The 15,231-nt window shown below is 61.8% G+C and carries 24 protein-coding genes; 22 read left to right on the top strand and 2 right to left on the bottom strand.

Annotated elements, in window-relative coordinates:
• Positions 1 to 93: 93 nt before the first annotated feature.
• Together DK874_RS11215 and DK874_RS11205 are read right to left on the bottom strand one after the other, a co-directional pair.
• Positions 94 to 1,197, bottom strand: a complete 1,104-nt coding sequence (locus tag DK874_RS11215) for a tyrosine-type recombinase/integrase (RefSeq protein ID WP_240307666.1) — start codon at positions 1,195 to 1,197, stop codon at positions 94 to 96.
• Positions 1,198 to 1,722: 525 nt separating this feature from the next.
• Positions 1,723 to 2,394, bottom strand: a complete 672-nt coding sequence (locus tag DK874_RS11205; protein WP_240307664.1) for a LexA family transcriptional regulator — start codon at positions 2,392 to 2,394, stop codon at positions 1,723 to 1,725.
• A 91-nt stretch (positions 2,395 to 2,485) separates the two neighbouring features.
• Between DK874_RS11205 and DK874_RS11200 the strand changes: the two genes are divergently transcribed.
• From DK874_RS11200 to DK874_RS11085, 22 genes are all read left to right on the top strand, one after another.
• Positions 2,486 to 2,695, top strand: coding sequence for a helix-turn-helix domain-containing protein (locus DK874_RS11200; RefSeq protein WP_114314106.1), 210 nt, complete (start codon positions 2,486 to 2,488; stop codon positions 2,693 to 2,695).
• Positions 2,688 to 2,861, top strand: coding sequence for a hypothetical protein (locus DK874_RS11700; RefSeq protein WP_162798791.1), 174 nt, complete (start codon positions 2,688 to 2,690; stop codon positions 2,859 to 2,861). The genes DK874_RS11200 and DK874_RS11700 overlap by 8 nt, the downstream gene beginning before the upstream one ends.
• The gene (locus tag DK874_RS12005; protein ID WP_275887337.1) at positions 2,858 to 2,980 is read left to right on the top strand and encodes a hypothetical protein; all 123 of its coding nucleotides are present in this window, start codon (positions 2,858 to 2,860) and stop codon (positions 2,978 to 2,980) included. Before DK874_RS11700 ends, DK874_RS12005 begins: the two co-directional genes overlap by 4 nt.
• A gap of 274 nt (positions 2,981 to 3,254) precedes the next feature.
• Positions 3,255 to 4,001: a hypothetical protein gene (locus tag DK874_RS11190; RefSeq protein ID WP_114314105.1), complete on the top strand. Its 747-nt coding sequence runs from the start codon at positions 3,255 to 3,257 to the stop codon at positions 3,999 to 4,001.
• Positions 3,982 to 4,182, top strand: a complete 201-nt coding sequence (locus DK874_RS11185) for a hypothetical protein (RefSeq protein ID WP_114314104.1) — start codon at positions 3,982 to 3,984, stop codon at positions 4,180 to 4,182. The genes DK874_RS11190 and DK874_RS11185 overlap by 20 nt, the downstream gene beginning before the upstream one ends.
• Positions 4,183 to 4,199: 17 nt before the next feature.
• A complete protein-coding gene (locus DK874_RS11695; RefSeq protein WP_162798790.1) occupies positions 4,200 to 5,435 on the top strand; it encodes a hypothetical protein in 1,236 nt (411 codons plus the stop codon).
• The gene (locus tag DK874_RS11175; RefSeq protein ID WP_114314103.1) at positions 5,432 to 5,797 is read left to right on the top strand and encodes a hypothetical protein; all 366 of its coding nucleotides are present in this window, start codon (positions 5,432 to 5,434) and stop codon (positions 5,795 to 5,797) included. Before DK874_RS11695 ends, DK874_RS11175 begins: the two co-directional genes overlap by 4 nt.
• Positions 5,798 to 6,276: 479 nt before the next feature.
• Complete coding sequence (locus DK874_RS11170) at positions 6,277 to 6,558, top strand: JAB domain-containing protein (protein ID WP_240307663.1); 282 nt, start codon at positions 6,277 to 6,279, stop codon at positions 6,556 to 6,558.
• Positions 6,559 to 6,648: 90 nt separating this feature from the next.
• Positions 6,649 to 7,188 carry a hypothetical protein gene (locus DK874_RS11165; RefSeq protein WP_114314101.1) on the top strand — a complete coding sequence of 180 codons (540 nt, stop codon included), beginning with the start codon at positions 6,649 to 6,651 and terminating at the stop codon, positions 7,186 to 7,188.
• Between the two features lie 342 nt (positions 7,189 to 7,530).
• Entirely contained in the window at positions 7,531 to 8,052 is a 522-nt protein-coding gene (locus DK874_RS11920; protein ID WP_240307662.1) for a hypothetical protein, read from the top strand.
• A complete protein-coding gene (locus DK874_RS11150; RefSeq protein WP_114314100.1) occupies positions 8,045 to 8,635 on the top strand; it encodes a M23 family metallopeptidase in 591 nt (196 codons plus the stop codon). Before DK874_RS11920 ends, DK874_RS11150 begins: the two co-directional genes overlap by 8 nt.
• Positions 8,632 to 9,204: a hypothetical protein gene (locus tag DK874_RS11145; RefSeq protein WP_205387586.1), complete on the top strand. Its 573-nt coding sequence runs from the start codon at positions 8,632 to 8,634 to the stop codon at positions 9,202 to 9,204. The genes DK874_RS11150 and DK874_RS11145 overlap by 4 nt, the downstream gene beginning before the upstream one ends.
• Positions 9,201 to 9,410, top strand: a complete 210-nt coding sequence (locus DK874_RS11140; RefSeq protein WP_114314099.1) for a hypothetical protein — start codon at positions 9,201 to 9,203, stop codon at positions 9,408 to 9,410. Before DK874_RS11145 ends, DK874_RS11140 begins: the two co-directional genes overlap by 4 nt.
• A complete protein-coding gene (locus DK874_RS11135; RefSeq protein WP_114314098.1) occupies positions 9,400 to 10,080 on the top strand; it encodes an AAA family ATPase in 681 nt (226 codons plus the stop codon). Before DK874_RS11140 ends, DK874_RS11135 begins: the two co-directional genes overlap by 11 nt.
• A gap of 141 nt (positions 10,081 to 10,221) precedes the next feature.
• Positions 10,222 to 10,638: a hypothetical protein gene (locus DK874_RS11130; RefSeq protein WP_114314097.1), complete on the top strand. Its 417-nt coding sequence runs from the start codon at positions 10,222 to 10,224 to the stop codon at positions 10,636 to 10,638.
• A gap of 14 nt (positions 10,639 to 10,652) precedes the next feature.
• Positions 10,653 to 11,174 (top strand): hypothetical protein, encoded by a 522-nt coding sequence (locus tag DK874_RS11125; protein ID WP_114314096.1) that lies wholly within the window; start codon positions 10,653 to 10,655, stop codon positions 11,172 to 11,174.
• 9 nt (positions 11,175 to 11,183) lie between these two features.
• Positions 11,184 to 12,068, top strand: coding sequence for a hypothetical protein (locus tag DK874_RS11120; protein ID WP_114314095.1), 885 nt, complete (start codon positions 11,184 to 11,186; stop codon positions 12,066 to 12,068).
• A gap of 9 nt (positions 12,069 to 12,077) precedes the next feature.
• Positions 12,078 to 12,422, top strand: a complete 345-nt coding sequence (locus DK874_RS11115) for a hypothetical protein (protein WP_114314094.1) — start codon at positions 12,078 to 12,080, stop codon at positions 12,420 to 12,422.
• A 2-nt stretch (positions 12,423 to 12,424) separates the two neighbouring features.
• Positions 12,425 to 12,688, top strand: coding sequence for a hypothetical protein (locus tag DK874_RS11110; protein WP_114314093.1), 264 nt, complete (start codon positions 12,425 to 12,427; stop codon positions 12,686 to 12,688).
• Positions 12,689 to 12,975: 287 nt separating this feature from the next.
• Positions 12,976 to 13,362: a hypothetical protein gene (locus DK874_RS11755; protein WP_205387585.1), complete on the top strand. Its 387-nt coding sequence runs from the start codon at positions 12,976 to 12,978 to the stop codon at positions 13,360 to 13,362.
• Between the two features lie 19 nt (positions 13,363 to 13,381).
• Positions 13,382 to 13,603, top strand: coding sequence for a hypothetical protein (locus DK874_RS11100; RefSeq protein WP_240307660.1), 222 nt, complete (start codon positions 13,382 to 13,384; stop codon positions 13,601 to 13,603).
• A 708-nt stretch (positions 13,604 to 14,311) separates the two neighbouring features.
• A complete protein-coding gene (locus DK874_RS11085) occupies positions 14,312 to 14,725 on the top strand; it encodes a hypothetical protein (RefSeq protein ID WP_114314090.1) in 414 nt (137 codons plus the stop codon).
• Positions 14,726 to 15,231 lie beyond the last annotated feature (506 nt).

Below are 15,231 nucleotides of genomic sequence, written 5' to 3'. Positions count from 1 at the left end.
TGGTGGGCGATGGTGGACTTGAACCACCGACCTCACGCTTATCAGCACTAAAGGGTAAGGGTCGTTGGTATGGGCGCAGTGGCAAAAAAAGGCCTACAGAAGAGCCTTCTTCTTGCTTCTTTGAGGGGAGGACTTAACCCCATTTTGTGGCCCCTGTAGGTGTAGCAAGGTGTCCAGGGATATTGCGCCGGCTCGCAAGTCATCGTCCATGAGCTGCTGGTAGACCTGGAGCGTGAGCTTTACGTCCTTATGGCGCAACCTGGCCGCCACCACCTTAGGAGGAAGGCCTGCCCGTAAAGCGAGGGAGGTGTAGGTGTGGCGGAGCCCGTGAAGATTGATAGGGGTAACCCCGGCCTTGGCCTGAAGCTCGGTAAAGGCCCGAAGGACGTTGCGGTACTCCAGGGGTGTTCCGCGACGCGAAGGGAAGATAAGACCGTGCTCCTGCCAATCTTCCGCCTGTTCTCTCTCCGCCTGTAGGCGCTTTTGCCATTCTGCTAGTGCCGCTTGCGTGTCAGAGTCAAGGTATAAGTAGCCCATGGATCCCGAAGTCTTCGGCGGTCCTAGGGTGCCATCCCTTCTTAAGGTATGGCGTACCCAAAGCCGATCCCCTTCCCAGTCCTCCCAGCGAAGGGCCAGGGCCTCCCCTATCCTTAGGCCGGTGGCCAGCATAAGCCGGAAAAGGGTGTGAAGGCGGTGATCCTTGGAGGCCTCCAGGAACCTGGCCACCTCTTCCGGGGTCCAAGCCCGCGCCGGCCTTACCGCACCCCCCTCCGGAGGATCCACGGCGTCCATGGGGTTGGAGGGAATGAGGTCTGTGCGCACGGCATCCCTCAGGGCGGCCCGAAGGAACTGGTAAATGTGTCGGCGGTGTGAAGGGGAAAAGTGGGCTAGATCGGCAAAGAAGGCCCGTAGTTGGAGGGAAGTGAGGCGGGTTAGGGGAATGCGGAGGATGGGCTCCAGGTGGCCCATGTACACCCGGTAGTTGCGGATGGTAGTGGGGCGTAGCCCTTTCCGCAAGGCGCGTTCTTCCACCCAGTGAAGAAGCCAGTCCCCCAGCTTCAATCCGGTTGGGTCTGGTACCGTGCCGGTCCATGCCTTGGGAAGGAGGCGGGCTAGCTTCTCTGCCACTTCCTGGCGGGTGCGGCCATAAACCCAGCGCTTTGCCTGGCGGCCATCCGGGGTGTACCCAATGGTCACAAACCCAGCCCACCGTCCATCCTTCCGGCGGAAGATGCTTCCTTCTCCCCTACCCCGGCGCTTCATTGTCTAGCTACTGCTTTTGCGCATCCCATTGCAGATAGGCATTTACCATTTGCCCGTTGGCAGGGCAGGTACTAGTCATAGGAGTGATAGTAGAGCCAGTGAAAGCCGAGGTGTAAAACCTGCCTTCAAAGGCAAAAGGGATAGGCGTGCCGCTTTGGGAGTAGAACACGAGATTCCCGCTGACAGTTCCATCGGATCTAAGTTGAGCTGAAATGTCACCGTAATCAGTGCCTCTCCCTGCTTGCGATAGACGTACCGTCCCCTGAACGTTTTGGCCACTTTGGGTAAGTGTGAAGGTTAGTTCAAACGTGTTCATCGGGTCGTTGGGGCAGTCTAGTCTGCTTGTGGGTCTGATCTTCGCTGTGAGATCCTTCCATGTTCCCGTGGCGCTGAAGGAAGGAGGCGAACTACAGGCACTTAGAATCATGGCCATAAAGCTAACTAATGTCCAGAAGCGCATTATCTCACCTCCCGGATGCTGATCTTCCGGTAAACCTCACCCAGAACCACCACTTCATCGGGTTCTAAGATAGGCCCCTGGGGATTGTCCGATACAAAGATCCAACCCCGCTTGATGCGCTTGGCCCGCTTGATGGCGATCCCATCGCCAAGGATTTCTAGCGCGTAGATCTTCCCGGGCCGCAGGTCCCTGAGGTTCTGGTCTACAAGGACCAAATCCCCATCTTTCAATCCCTCTTCATCCCCGGTGTCCATGCTGTCTCCTTCCACGCGGATGAGGATTGACCCTGGCCGCACAAACTCCCTTGGAACCGGGAGGACCCCTTCCTGAGGCCAAGGGCGACCAGCGGTCCCGGAGGCCACTATGGGGAGCCAAACAACGCCTTGGTCTTCAATCTGCTCAAAAAATCGGGGAACCTCCAAGCCTGTGGCCTCTGTAAAGTCTCGTGGGGTCCAGCGGAGGGCCTTTAATAGGGCGGCGAACTTTTCCATATTTAAGTTCAAGGGGTTGGTTTTACCAAGCTCAATATCAGAAACGGTGCGTTGCGCAAGAGCATCATTTGTCAACTCCTCTATCTGCTCTTGCGTTAAACCCAATTCCATTCGTCTTTTGCGAATAGCAAAAGCCCAGGGCGGAATATTCCTTGTTACCCGCGGTTTTTCTGCCACCACAAGAGTACCATACGCTATCTATGTTTCTCATGCTACGCCAAACTCTCTAGCGGTGCTTGACTAAACCTTTAGAATCCCCTATAGTGGAACCATGGCCGGGGAACTTTTAACAACCTTTGAGGTAGCGCAACGATTGAAAGTCTCTGTCTACTACGTGCGCCAACAGATACGACAGGGGCGTCTGCGCGCTATTCGCGTAGGGAAGGGCTGGAAGGTCAAAGAGGATGATCTGGCCCTTTTTTTAGCGTCCTTTAGTGATTCACCACTAGTGCGGACCACTAAGCAGGGAAATGATGCTTGAGCTGTTGGCCATCTACCTCCTTCTTTGCGTGGCCATGCTAATGGCCTTGACCTGGTACGTGTCAGCCCGCTATCCCAAGCCCTCCCCCCTCGCCTTCGTGGTGGGGGGGTTTTGGTTGCTTCTTTTCCTGGTGGTTTTAGCAGTGGCCGTGGGGGTGCCGAGATGAAAGGCATAAAGAAGGAATCCTGGCTTTGGCAGTGGGGATTGGATGTCTTGGGCGGCATCACTGTTGGCCTCATCCTTGGCCTGGCCTTGATGTTTGCCCGGGTGCCGGAGGGGTGGTAGTCATGCGGCTCATGCGCCTGAGAGAAGTATCAGAGGTGTACGGCATCCCGATGGACAGCCTTTATCGGGCCGCTCGGGCTGCTCCTGGGGATCCGCATCATCTCCCCCATGTGCGCATGGGAGCGGGCGGGACTATCTGGACCCGGGAGGACTGGGTGGAGGAGTGGCTCATGCGGATGCGGTCCGATGCCGGCATTCCCCGCCGGCGGTGGTCGACCGCAACGGACCTGCAAGGGGAGTTAAAGCGCCTGGAGCGGCGCTTGGGAGGTGGGTCATGAAGGAGAAGGAGAGGCTGGAAAGGGCATTAATGATTGCGTTGGATCGGGTGTATCAGGAGGTAGCTAGGGAACCCGGGTGGGCCCTTGACGTGGCCGTTGCGGATCGGTACGCCCGCGTGGAGTCCTGGCACGATGTAGAGCGCCTAATCAACCGCTTGGAGGACGTGGAACGGGAGATGGGTGTGGTGCACGTATCCATAAGTGGGAAGGCTCGGATCCTGGCCAGCGAGGATAAGCCGGAGCTTATGGAGGAGGACGGCCCAGACTTTAGCCAGGACCAGGTGGTGCGGCAGACGTTGCGTCGCTTAGGCTTGCCGGTAGACCTTATTGGCCCTCTCCTGGGGCGGATTGTGCTGCATCTACCCCTTGGAGCAATCGTTGAAACCGCGGAGACCAAAGACTGGTGGATCCTGAGCCGCTGGGGAGCCACCTGGACCAGCACACCCATCCACCGGATGGCTTTTGTGCGTGCCGGCTATCCGCCTCGCATCGCCGAGCTGCTCTATAAGGGCGAAGCGGTTTCTGAGGACGCTGTTAGGGCGGAGCGCCTGCTCATGCGCCTTGAAAAGTTGGGCTACGAGGTGCACTGCTGGCTGGAACCTCAGGAGCCGCGGCAAGCCGATGAATGGGTGGCCATGGCCCTGGTGCAAGGGGTTGAGGTAGGGCTGGCCTGGGGTAAGAACCGTGAGGAGGCCATCTTGGCCTTAGGTCGGGAGCTTGGCCATGCGGAAGCGGCTGACTAAAGCCCAGTTGTACGAGCAAGCCAAGAAGGCCTTCTTTGCCTTTCACGTCTATCGCAACCCTGATGGCCCTGGCTGGATCGCCCACGGGATCCACCGCCAGTACAAGAGCATCTGGGCGGCCACGGGCGAAACGGAACGGCAGGCCATTGAGAATCTCTTGTTCGCAAAGGAGCAATCATGATCCAGTTCCCTCCTGATATGCCCGAGGACATCCGGGCCCAGCTGGAAGAGGTGGCCCGGAAGTCCCCAAAGATGGCGGAAGGCCTCCTGCGGATCTGGGAGGCCAAAAAGGAGCGGGAAGCTAAAGAGGCCAAAAGGGGGAAGGCGAAGGGGGAGGCAGAGCGGATGCAGGACTCCCCAGCCTCCGTTTCTTGGAAAACGACCCCTACTGCAAGGGCAGAAAAGGCTCCTCAGGTAGAGGCCCCGGAGGAAACCACTAGCCCTTCGCCCATGCCCCAGGGCGACCTTACCTGGCGGGACGTGCGGGCCTTTGAGTGGCAGGACCTCCTCACCAAAGCGGAGGACCTCCTTCGGCGCTGGGGGCACTGGGAGCGGCTTGGCCCCCTGGCCCCCATGGTGCGCCTCCTGGTAGCCCACGCCATCCGCCTGGGGGCCCGCCAGGACCCCAGCCGGGAAGCCCATGTCTTCCTGGCCCAGTGGGAACTGGCCGCTATGCTGGGGGTTTCGGAGCGCACCGTGGAGCGCTGGTTGGGGGACCCCCGCTATGAGCGCTACCGCCAGGCGGCCCGCATGTGGATCGCCTGGGAAACCTGGTACACAGACGGCCAGGCCCTGGAAAAGGCCCACGCGGTCAAGGGGGGCACGGTTTGGCGGGTCAGGGTCCGCCCCATATTCCGCCCCAGGCCCCTCAAGGTCCTGGCCCCCTACCTCCGCTTCCCCTGGCGGGACCTCAAGGAAGACAAGGCCAAGGGGAAAACCGCAAAGGTCCTGAGCGTACCGGACTCAATGTCGGGATATAAAAGGGGCCTCTTAGTAGGACAGGGTATTACCCTACAAGGGTTAGTAGGTGCGCCGTTAGCCACGCTCCTTCAAAAAAACCCGATACCATCTTTATATCCCGACACTGCCCGGAACCTCCGCGCCCTCCTTCGGGCGGCGAGCATCCCCGGGGGCCGGGAAGGCCGTAGGCGGTGGGCCCAGGACGTGGCCGCGGCCATCAGCGCCGCCTTGGGGGATGAGGGGAGCCTGCGCTTCTGGTTGCGGGTGGTCTGGGCTGCGCTAAAGGCCGTGCTGTTTGGTGGCGGTGAGGGAGTTTTGCAGATCCTGGCACGGGTCGTCTACATGGCCCAAGAAGCGAAGCAGGACGGCTTTGCCAGGAATGCGGGGGCCTACGCTCAGGCTCTCCTGCGCCGTGAAGGCTACTGGGATCTGGTGGCCCCCTTCCAGGCGTTCAAGGTGGGGGTGGCGGCATGAGGCTGGACCGGGTGAACCTGATGGCCGTGGCGGACATCTTACGGGCTATGGTGGACGAAGCCTTGCAAGAACCGGGAAAGGTGGTGCGCATGGCCTTGCCCACCAGCCCTTCTGATGGGGTGCAGGTGTTTGTCCGGGCCACGGGGGATGGCCTCGTCCTCGCCATCCGCCGCCCCGGGGGAAAGGAGGATCCTCGGGAGATTGTGGCCCTAGCCCGAGCCATGGGGCTGGTGGTGCAAGGGGAGCCAGCCGTGGTTAAGGGCAAGCAGGTGCGCCCTGGTCCTTTGGGGAGGCGAACCTACTTGGTGGCCCGCTGTGCGTTAGATGTCGTGGCGCCCCCCGCTCCAGGGAAGGGAAAATGAGGGGAAGGAGACCGCGGCCTAAACGGTTCACCTCGGAGGTACCATGACCCGAAACACTGCCCTGAGCCTGGCGATTTTGGCAGCTATTGGGCTCTACTTTGTGGCCCAATTGCGTCCCGGAGATGCGTCCCGCACCACCACTACGGAGACGCGCCGCGGAGAAATGCCATCTAGCACGCAAATCGCCGTTCCGGAGGCGCATGGCGCACCTGTGGTCCTCCCGGACCTCTGCCGCGCACGAATAACGTGGGTGACGCGCGGAGGCGAAGAAGTGCGGTTCGCTTACGAGGGCGAAGCTGAAGCCCTGCGTGCGCGGTGGCCCTCCGGGCAGTACCTAGCCCGCATAAATGACGTGTGCACCGGCACAGAGTGCCGATTAGTGCTGCCGCGGCCCGCCCTGTCGGAGGTGCGGGTCGCACTAGATGCGTGTCCATGGGTAGAAGTGCCATGACACCTACAAGCGTGCTATTATGCAGGGGATGATGCTCAAAAAAGGGCGGCCCTCAAAGCGTCTGATGGAGTTGGCCACCAGGAAACGCGACCCCATCCGCCCAGAAGCCATGTCGTTGGCGGAACTCCTTTACTCCCTCCTGGGGAACCGGCGGGCCGCCGAGTCCATTTCTGAAGCCCTCAATGGCGATATCCGCAACATCCACAACTGGGATGTGCGGGACCTGGAGGCCCTCCCCGGGGTAGGGCAGGGGACCGTGGGCAAACTGGTGGCCCTGGTGGAGATCATCCGGCGCCTCGTCAAGCGCTGATTTCTCCGAGACGCTCCTCCCTCCCGCATCTCCGTCTTGGAGATGTGGGGCGGCCTTTTTGGACCAGGACGCACGCACCAGCATAAGGGTGTGAGCTTCCAGCGGGTACCCGTGGATGCAAATGAGCCATTTCAGCCGGGAAAACTCTATGAGATCGTCCTGGCTCATAAAGGCGGCGACATTTCCCGCGTCACCCGGTCCACGCTGGAGCGGGCCCTGCAACAGAGGTACGGCCAGGGAGTTCGGGTCCTGGACTGGGGAAAAAGGGGCAGTGATCTAGTCATCCGCCTGCAGGTGGTGGAAACCCCTCAGGCCGCGGCGGCTCCATCCCCTGCCTACGGGGGCGGGGGGTGCGGGTCCACGCGCTGCCCCCAGCCCATGGTCTGGTACGGGGGCACAGAGGAGTACGTGTACCCGGCTGTTTTGCCGCTTGTGCTGACGGCTGCAGCGGTGGCGGCGGTCCTCTACCTGGTGTGGCGCATTATTGCCGAATTGAAGGAGGCCGTGGAGCTGGTGCCGGCCCCTGCACGGGGCATCGCCGTGGCGGGGGTGGGCATAGGCGCTGGGGCCATGGGCCTGGCCGCCCTGGGAGTGGTGGCCCTGGCCCTGACGGGTAGGAGGAGAAGGTGAGCCTGCGGTTGCGTTTGCCTGAGGAAGTCGTTGGCGAGAGGGCGGTTTTGGAAGGCCCAAACCAGGAAGCGCAAGAGGTTCATACCATCCCTTTGGAGGGCCCTTTGGACCCCCTCCTGGAGGAGGCCGTAGAGTCCCAGCCCATAGTGGAGCGGGGGGTATCCGGCGGATCCCCGGAGATCACCGGAACACAGGATGGGGCAGAAAATAGCGTCCAGGAGGAGAAAAACCCCAACACCACCAACTCCCCCGCAAAGAAAACCCCCATGGGGTTCCTGGTTGCCCTCGGGGCTGGGGTGGCGGTGCTCGTAGGGGTTGTGCTGGGCGTGAAAGGAGGGACACATGGAGGCAGTAGCGGAACCCCTGCCGGGGCAGGAAGTGGGCCCAGGGTACATGCCCCCGGGCCCAGGCTCTGGGAATGAGCCTGGCTTCCGGCCCATAGACGACACAGATATACCCGGGGAGGCAGAGTTTGCGGACCTGCCATCAGTGGAACCCGTCATCCCCTTCACGGGAGAGGAGCTGGCCAACGGCACGGCCATGCTCCTCATGCTGGGGCTACGCCTCCAGTCGCCTGAGGAGGTGCAGGCCTTCCAAAGGGCCTTTCAGGCCGCCAGCATTTTGCCCCCGGCCCAGGTGCTGGACGCCCTCAAGGTAGGGGAAGCTTTGGCCCAGTACGGCATCGGCAAGAACCGATTGCCCATGGGCCAGGTGGAAAACCTGCCCCCGTGGGTGCGGATAGCCCTGGGGGGAGTAGTCCTGGCCTTTGCGGCCTACGGAGGTGTACGTGCAGCTATGGAAGTACGTGCTAGCCGGGCTGGGCCTGCTGGGCCTGGCCGGGTTGGGGAGATGGTGGATGAGTGAGCTGGAGGTTCCCCGTTCGGGCCGCTTTTACTGGCCCATCAACCCCCGTAAGTCCCGTCCAGACGTGCGCTTTCTTGACCCCGACTACTACCGGGGAGTGCGGGGGCCAAATGGAAGTTGGCTTGCGCCTCCCGGGTACTGGCACACCGGGGTAGACCTAAACCACCCCGCAGGGGGGGACTCCGACTGCGGGCAGCCCGTCCACGCTATGACGGATGGGTACGTAGTCTACGCGGGCCGCCTGCCCGTGTGGGGTGGGGTGGTGGTCCTGCGGCACCCCCACGCTGGGGTTTGGACCCGCTACGCCCACCTACGGGACATACGGGTGGGCCTGCGCCAAGTGGTGCCGGCTGGGGAGATCATCGGCACCGTGGGCAAGATGACCACGGGGGGCTACTGCCACCTTCACTTTGACGTCTTTTACCGCCAACCCCCAGCCAGCGAGGGCCTATGGGGCTTCTTCCCCCGCGGGGGGGAGGAAGCCCGGCAAAAGGTCCTCACCTATTGCGTGGACCCCGAGGCATTTTTGGCCAAACAGGCTCGGGCAGGGAGGCTCTTTGAGCCGCCCCTGTGGAGGGCATGATGGCTATCCGTTGGCAGCAGATTTGCCGGGTGGTGTACCGGGACGCCAAAGGGCGGTTCATACGCCCCCCCGAGCGCCCCGCCCGGGTGGAGCTGCAGCCCGTGCCCAAGGAGGTGCGGGTGCACAAGGGTGGGGAGGTCGTGGCAATCAAGGAGACCAAAAGGGGCCTGCGCGTGCGTTTCGTGCCTGACCCTGAAACCCGCCGCCTTATCCGTGAGGCTAGGGAGAAAGGGGATCGGCAAACGCTTCGCCAGATCAGGGAGTGGGAGCGCGAGGTAGCCCGCCTGGCCGCGGAGGACTACCTGCGGGCTAAGCAGGCTGGAGAGTGGAGCGCCCGCATGGAGGCCGCCCAGCGTAGCTATAACGCCTCAAAGGGCGGGAAAACCGCCGCGGCCAATAGGAAAAAGGTAGCCCAGATGGCGGAAAGGCTAAGGGAGGAGACCACCCCCGCCCTGGTGAGCCGCTACCGCGCCCCTGGGGGAAGCCCCCTGGAAAAGCGGGCCATCGCCATGGTGCTCAAGGAACGGGGGATTGACGTGGCTCAGCAGAAGAAAGGGAGGAAAAAATGACGAACTTCGTAAAGACGAACTTCGTAAAGGAGCAGGCTTTCCCCCTGGCCGTTTTCGCTGGGGGGCTCTACTTGGGTTTGGGCCGCATCAAAAACCTGCGGGACGGCCAGGGCTGCCCCAAGTGCGAAAGCGTGCAGGCGGTGGTAGCCTTTGCCCTGGCCGCGTGGGCAGGGTGGGAACTGTGGCAGGCCTACCATGGGCGGTAGGCAGACCTTTCGCATCCTCATCATCGGCAAATCTGGTTCCGGCAAGAGCACGCTGGCCCGGGAGATCATCCGGGCCATGGCGGGCCGCTACCGCCGCCTCATCATCATCAACCGCAAGACCGAGTTTTGGGAGTTTGCGGAAGGCCGTTACCGGGTAGGGGAGGAGGGGGACCCCAGCCCCCCCTTGCGCTGCCATCGCCGGGTCCATTTCCACGTGACCGGCTACGACCCCAGGCCCTTCCTAGACGCCCTTGGCCAGGAGATCATGCGCTTGCGGGACGTCCTCCTGGTGGTGGACGAGGCGCACCAGTTTTTCCCCCGGGGGCAGGTCCCCCGGGGACTCTTTGAGGTCCTCACCGGGGGCCGCGAGGCAGGACATAGCGTCATCTTCATCACCCAGATGATGCAGGGGGCGGTAGGAGGCATTGACCCCGGGGTGCGCCGCCAGGCCTCCCACCTGGTGGCCTTCCGCGTGAGTGAGCCCAACGAGGTGCGGGCTGTGGCGGAGATGTTCCCTGAACTAGGGGAGCGGGTGGCCGCCCTCAAGCGGCCTGAAGGGGGATTGCCCCCTGAGTATGGAGTGAAGGACTTGGACCGGGACCGGGCGGGCCTGATACTGAGGGACCCCCGGGACCCCAGGCGGCGGGTGTACGTGCCGATAGGCTTCTAAACGGCATTTCTCCGCGGCGGAGGTGCAAGGCGCACCTCCGCCATGCCCCTTGGGTGCCCCTTGCTCCTCCCTATGGGCGCACCGGAACGCCCTTTATATGCCCCGTCCTCTTTTTCAGCATGGCCCATGTAAGGAGGGCGAATGGCGGACACGGCGGCAATCGCAGCGCAGGACATGCGCAAGCTGGCCCAGACCTCCAACCCCTTGGAGGTGGTGCAGAACCCCATTGTGGTTTCGGTGAGCCTTGGGGTGCTGGGAGCGTACCTGGCCCGCAAAAGCCTTTACACGTCCCGGCGCGACCTCTTTGGCTGGGCAGCCAAGGGGCCAGATGGGCGCATCCATTACTACCAAGTGGGCCCTGACGGGAAGCCCGACACCACCAAGGAGGTGCCCAACGCCTACACCAACCGCATCTTGCTGAACTTGGGCGGGGTGATCCTGGGTTCCTTGCTCATCAACAACCAGCTCACCCAAGACCCGATGGTGGACTACATCGGCTTAGGCGTGGCGGCGGGGTCGTTCGCGAACCTCGTCATGGCGATTCTGAACATTGACTGAGGAGGTAAAGGGAGATGCAAGAGGCATTCAATCGGATTAAGGTCCTTCGGCCTGGGGCTAGGCCCGTGACCATCCTGCAGTCTGGGCCCGAATTTAAGGAGTACACGGGCACGCAGCGGGTAAAGGTGGGGGAGTTTGTGGTGCCTGCAGGGGCGGCTTGGGTCGTGCCTAACCCTGTGCCCATTATCCTCAAGCTGTACGACGCTTCAGGGAACCAGCTTCCCCATACCACGGATGTTTACTTCGCCAAGCGCACCAAGGGTTTTGACTTCCCCGAGTTCCTCATTAAAGCGCAGTACGCCAGCTACTACGACCTTACCGAAGCCCAGCTGCGGGACGCCAAGTATTACCAAGGCATCCTTCAGACCGCGTCCCCCCTGCGGGCCCCCACGCCTCCCACGGGCTTGGTGTTCCGCGAAGGGGACACCCTGGAGGTGTACGTGGAAGCTCCCGCGGGCGTGACCCCGAACCTCAACGACCCCAGGACCCGCATTGAGCTTGCGGTGGGGGTGGACAACTCCAACCCCACCCTCTAAGGAGGGCAGATGAGCGTTTTTGACCGCATTCGTCAGGGAGTAGGAAACGCACTGGGGCGGGGTCTGGACGTTTTCCGGGGGGATGTCCCCCGGGTAGAACCCCCCAAGGCTATTACCCTTCCCCCTCCACCTCCTCCGGCGGCGGTGCAGGTGGGGGGGTGGGGGTTCGCCTGGATTGACAACGAGGACTTTGAGGCCACAGGACTGGCCTACCGCCCCAACGAGTACTTCCCCGTGGCCCAGATGCGCACCCCGGAGACTGCCCACTTCCGCATCCTGGCCCAGGAGCGCCGCCTGCGCATCTACATCAAGGGCCTTGCGAAGCGGCCTGGGCAAAACTACAGCACTCCCACTAACCGCACCGTAGTGATCGCCGGTCTGGTGGAAACGCCCCAGGCCAAGCCCAGCCTGCCCAGCCTTTACCACCCCGAGGTGGCGGTGTGGGCCAAGGTGAGCGGGGTGTGGCAGCAGTGTCCCATCGTGAGCATCAACTACGCCACCGGGCAGATCACCTTCCAAGAACCTGCTGGCGTGACGGGTTCCGAGGACATTGAAGTTTACTTCGTGCACGGGGACGGGCAGTTCCGCCTGCGGGTGGCCCGGGACGGCGGCGGGGTGGACGACAGCGTCGCCACCGTATTCAACCAGTCCTTTGCCACCATGCACGCCATCGACCAGAACAACTTGGAGACCATGATCGCTTGGCCGCAGCAGGTGGAGCTGGTGCCCGGCACCCGTTTGGTCCTGGAAGTCTTCACTCAGAACACTCCCATCGTGTGGAACGAGCGGGCGGGGCACTACATCCAGATCGCGGCTCTGGGACGGCGGATTGAGGTGTTGGACAAGGGGAGGCTCCAACGGTTGGCCGAGCTGGAAGCCCGGGGCGGCCTCTAAGGAGGGGCTATGTTCAGCATCGGCAACGCCCTTTCCCCGTCTCTCCCCCTCGCGGGCTACACCCCCCCATACACCCTGACCAACGGGACCGGGGCCGGGGCAGCCCCCACGGCCTCGGATCCCCTCTGGCTTCAAATCCTGTACGGCCTGCAGCAGGCTAACTCTATCCTGGACCCCTACATTTTCACCGAGCAGGAAATGGCCCAGGCTGAGCTTCAGCGGCTCCAGTATCTGGCCGAGATGGAGAAAGCACGTCAGGCCGGCATTGAAACCCAGCCGCGCGTCCCCATCTGGGCCTGGCTGCTGGCAGGGGGAGCTGTCGTGGTCGTGCTGGTCCTGCTCTTGAGGGAGTAAGCATGGAGATCCTGGCGGGCATTGCAGCTGGTGCCGGCGCAATCGGCAATCTGTTGGATGACTGGATCTTTACGGATCAGGAGCGTATGGCCCTAGAGACCCAACAACAGGTGGCCCAGGCCCAACTCGAAGCCGCGAAACTGGCTCAGGAACGGGCCATGTTGGAAGCCGCGGCTAAAGCCCGCCAGACCCAGGCCATCATGGTGGCCGCCTTAACCCTTGGGGCGGCCATCGTGGTGGCGGCATTCATCTGGAGGACAGCATGAACAGCGATACCCTTTTAGGCATCGCGGCTATCGGGGCAGTTGGCATCGGGGGCCTTATTGCCTGGAGGGTGTTGGATCCTAATCGCCAGCGGGTGGCCTACGCGCCAGGGCAGCAGGTTCCGTATCCCGCTGGGCAACCGGCCTTGCCTCCATCCCAGCAGCCTGCCTTACCCCCTTCGCAGCAGCCGGCCTTGCCCGCGCCTGCTCCCACTCAGCCTCCCGTAGCCCCTCCTTACTATCCGCCCCCTCAGACCCTTCCGCCAACGACTCCTCCGCCAACCCCTACGGTGACCAAGGGACAGCTGTGCGCTGAAACTAAGGCGAATCTGCAAAAGATCGAGTCGCTGGCGGATGATGTGCGGAAGAAAATGAACGATTTAGTGGCAAAAGGGTCTAGTGCGGATGTTAACTGCTGGAGTTACGCCAAGCGGGAGGCTTGCTTCTTGGAAATCTGCTCCCCTGCCCTGGGCGGGAACTACGACGCCTGCATGAAGTACGTAAAGGGTGAGGGACCGAAGCCCGGCAACCTTTTCAACTTCGCTGATTCTCAAGCCGTGGAAGCCGCGGCTCAGCAATACAAGAAGCTGAAGGATCAGTTGGCCACCTACGAAACCCAGATAGAGGCCTTGCGCAAGCAATTAACGCAACTGGCCAGCGAAGGGGTGGTGTGCTGATGAAGAGGAAAAGGGGTGGATGATGGAGTGGAAGGATGTTCTGGACTCGGGCCTGGCAGTCGTAGCCTTCGTGGCCTTCCTGCGCCTCGTGTTCGTAGATGTGGCCGAGATCCGAGCCCGAATGTCCCGCCTGGAAGAGGCTCAGCAGCGGTCCAATGGGCTGCTGACGCGCCTGGTAAACGCGGCGGAAGCCATCGCCTTCCGGCATGGTGTCCGCCTTCGCAAGGAGGAGGATGCGTGATGGATAGCCGGACACTGCTTTTGATGCTGTTAGGGGGCGGGATTACGGCGTATTTGGCCTACTCCCTGGCCAAAGGTGGGCGGGCTCAGGAGTTAGCTCCGGGTCCCGAGCAGGCCCCTTCGGAGGTTCCGGGTGACTCTCCGCCCTATGTGGTGGATACTGCCCCAAGCCCCTTTGGGCTGGGGATCCTGGATCCAGGGGCCCTATGCCGGGTAGCCCCCAGCCTTTGCGGCTGGTTTAACCCTAGCTATGCCGGTAACGGGTTGTGGGGGTAAGGATGCGGGCAGTCTTTATCCTGGTGGCTGTTGTTGGGGGATGGGTGGCCGGATCGTGGTTGGGCAGGCGTGTCAAGAGCCAACCGCCGAACCAACCGCCAGTGCAAGTCCCATCACCATCACAACCGCCATCTCAAGGCATTCTCTGCCCTCAGGTGGTGGCCACCTGTAAGGATGGCTCGGTCGTGCCAACCCCATGCGACTGCGCTACACGGGGAGGTGTAGCCAGGATCGGTAGCCAAGCCAGTTTTTCGCCTTCCCCTAATCCGTCTTACCCTTCTGTTGCCCCTAATCCGCTTCCCGTAGATCGGGTCATGTGTTCCCAGGTAGTGACCGAATGTGCGGATGGATCCTGGGCCCCTACCCCGTGCGAATGCGAGGACCGTGGGGGAGTAGCTAGCAGAAAGCCGTGGGGGGTGATGGCGTGAATCCCATGGACTTCGTCCCGCCCAAGGATTTGTGGATGGTGTGGCTGGTGCAAGCGCTGCTAGCTGCGGGAGTCATCGCTGTGGCGGCAGGGCTCCTGGTGCGCCTGGTAGCCGGCATACCAGTTGTTGGGCCCATTTTGGCAGGCATCATCCGTATGATCGCGGGCAACTACGAACGCTGGCTTTCCGAGCGCGTCCCAAAGCTGGCCGAGCAGGCGGTGCTTGCGGTGGAAGAAAAGTACCGGCGGAGTGAGCTACCGCCGGCTGAGCGGGCTAGCCAGAAGCTGGAGGAGGCTATTCAAATCTTGCAAACGTTGGCCCCGGGTCTGTCGCGGGATATCGCTCAGAAGCAGATTGAAGCCGCCCTGGCCCGTGTTCGGGCCATGGGCATGGAGCAGAAAGCGGGAGGTGGCAAATGAAGCGTTGGCTAGTTTTTGGTGGAGCGATGGCGGTACTTGTGGCAGTGGTAAGTGCACGAGTATTTAGCCGAACGCCCACTACCACCAATCCTGCGACCTCTTCCGCAAACAACCAAGCGCCTTCGACACCAACCACACCTTCCATAAAGAACCAAACGCCTTTACAACCGACACCAACCACACCTTCCATAAACAACCAAACGCCTTTACAACCGACAACGCCCACGCAAACAGATGATCCGCGATACCAAAACCCAGGCCAACCCATGACTCAGCGCTATGGCCCTGAGTGGTACTCTGCTCTAAAGCAGCGCATCTTAGGGCATTGCTGGAAAAGTCGTGGTGGGAGAGATAAGGCCCTGAGGAGTTTGGAGGATGCATACGCCCGTTGTAAAACCTCGGCAGTGTTTTGTGAACTTTCCGCAAGCGCCCTTAGCGATTTGGGGACCTGCGACCTCTAGACTATACGCCCATCTTGTGTTAGCATAGGGGCAAAGGAGGAAAAA

It is taken from the genome of Thermus caldifontis, assembly GCF_003336745.1.
In the GTDB taxonomy this organism is placed as follows: domain Bacteria; phylum Deinococcota; class Deinococci; order Deinococcales; family Thermaceae; genus Thermus; species Thermus caldifontis.
Note: the sequence above shows the minus strand (reverse complement) of the source record. Positions and strands in the feature narration are given on the sequence as shown.

Excerpts from the sequence above, each read along its gene's own strand:
- DK874_RS11200 (WP_114314106.1), top strand. The coding sequence starts at position 2,486 with ATGGCCGGGGAACTTTTAACAACCTTTGAGGTAGCGCAACGATTGAAA.
- DK874_RS11700 (WP_162798791.1), top strand. The coding sequence starts at position 2,688 with ATGCTTGAGCTGTTGGCCATCTACCTCCTTCTTTGCGTGGCCATGCTA.
- DK874_RS12005 (WP_275887337.1), top strand. The coding sequence starts at position 2,858 with ATGAAAGGCATAAAGAAGGAATCCTGGCTTTGGCAGTGGGGATTGGAT.
- DK874_RS11190 (WP_114314105.1), top strand. The coding sequence starts at position 3,255 with ATGAAGGAGAAGGAGAGGCTGGAAAGGGCATTAATGATTGCGTTGGAT.
- DK874_RS11185 (WP_114314104.1), top strand. The coding sequence starts at position 3,982 with ATGCGGAAGCGGCTGACTAAAGCCCAGTTGTACGAGCAAGCCAAGAAG.
- DK874_RS11695 (WP_162798790.1), top strand. The coding sequence starts at position 4,200 with ATGCCCGAGGACATCCGGGCCCAGCTGGAAGAGGTGGCCCGGAAGTCC.
- DK874_RS11175 (WP_114314103.1), top strand. The coding sequence starts at position 5,432 with ATGAGGCTGGACCGGGTGAACCTGATGGCCGTGGCGGACATCTTACGG.
- DK874_RS11170 (WP_240307663.1), top strand. The coding sequence starts at position 6,277 with ATGATGCTCAAAAAAGGGCGGCCCTCAAAGCGTCTGATGGAGTTGGCC.
- DK874_RS11920 (WP_240307662.1), top strand. The coding sequence starts at position 7,531 with ATGGAGGCAGTAGCGGAACCCCTGCCGGGGCAGGAAGTGGGCCCAGGG.
- DK874_RS11150 (WP_114314100.1), top strand. The coding sequence starts at position 8,045 with ATGAGTGAGCTGGAGGTTCCCCGTTCGGGCCGCTTTTACTGGCCCATC.
- DK874_RS11145 (WP_205387586.1), top strand. The coding sequence starts at position 8,632 with ATGATGGCTATCCGTTGGCAGCAGATTTGCCGGGTGGTGTACCGGGAC.
- DK874_RS11140 (WP_114314099.1), top strand. The coding sequence starts at position 9,201 with ATGACGAACTTCGTAAAGACGAACTTCGTAAAGGAGCAGGCTTTCCCC.
- DK874_RS11135 (WP_114314098.1), top strand. The coding sequence starts at position 9,400 with ATGGGCGGTAGGCAGACCTTTCGCATCCTCATCATCGGCAAATCTGGT.
- DK874_RS11130 (WP_114314097.1), top strand. The coding sequence starts at position 10,222 with ATGGCGGACACGGCGGCAATCGCAGCGCAGGACATGCGCAAGCTGGCC.
- DK874_RS11125 (WP_114314096.1), top strand. The coding sequence starts at position 10,653 with ATGCAAGAGGCATTCAATCGGATTAAGGTCCTTCGGCCTGGGGCTAGG.
- DK874_RS11120 (WP_114314095.1), top strand. The coding sequence starts at position 11,184 with ATGAGCGTTTTTGACCGCATTCGTCAGGGAGTAGGAAACGCACTGGGG.
- DK874_RS11115 (WP_114314094.1), top strand. The coding sequence starts at position 12,078 with ATGTTCAGCATCGGCAACGCCCTTTCCCCGTCTCTCCCCCTCGCGGGC.
- DK874_RS11110 (WP_114314093.1), top strand. The coding sequence starts at position 12,425 with ATGGAGATCCTGGCGGGCATTGCAGCTGGTGCCGGCGCAATCGGCAAT.
- DK874_RS11100 (WP_240307660.1), top strand. The coding sequence starts at position 13,382 with ATGATGGAGTGGAAGGATGTTCTGGACTCGGGCCTGGCAGTCGTAGCC.
- DK874_RS11085 (WP_114314090.1), top strand. The coding sequence starts at position 14,312 with ATGGACTTCGTCCCGCCCAAGGATTTGTGGATGGTGTGGCTGGTGCAA.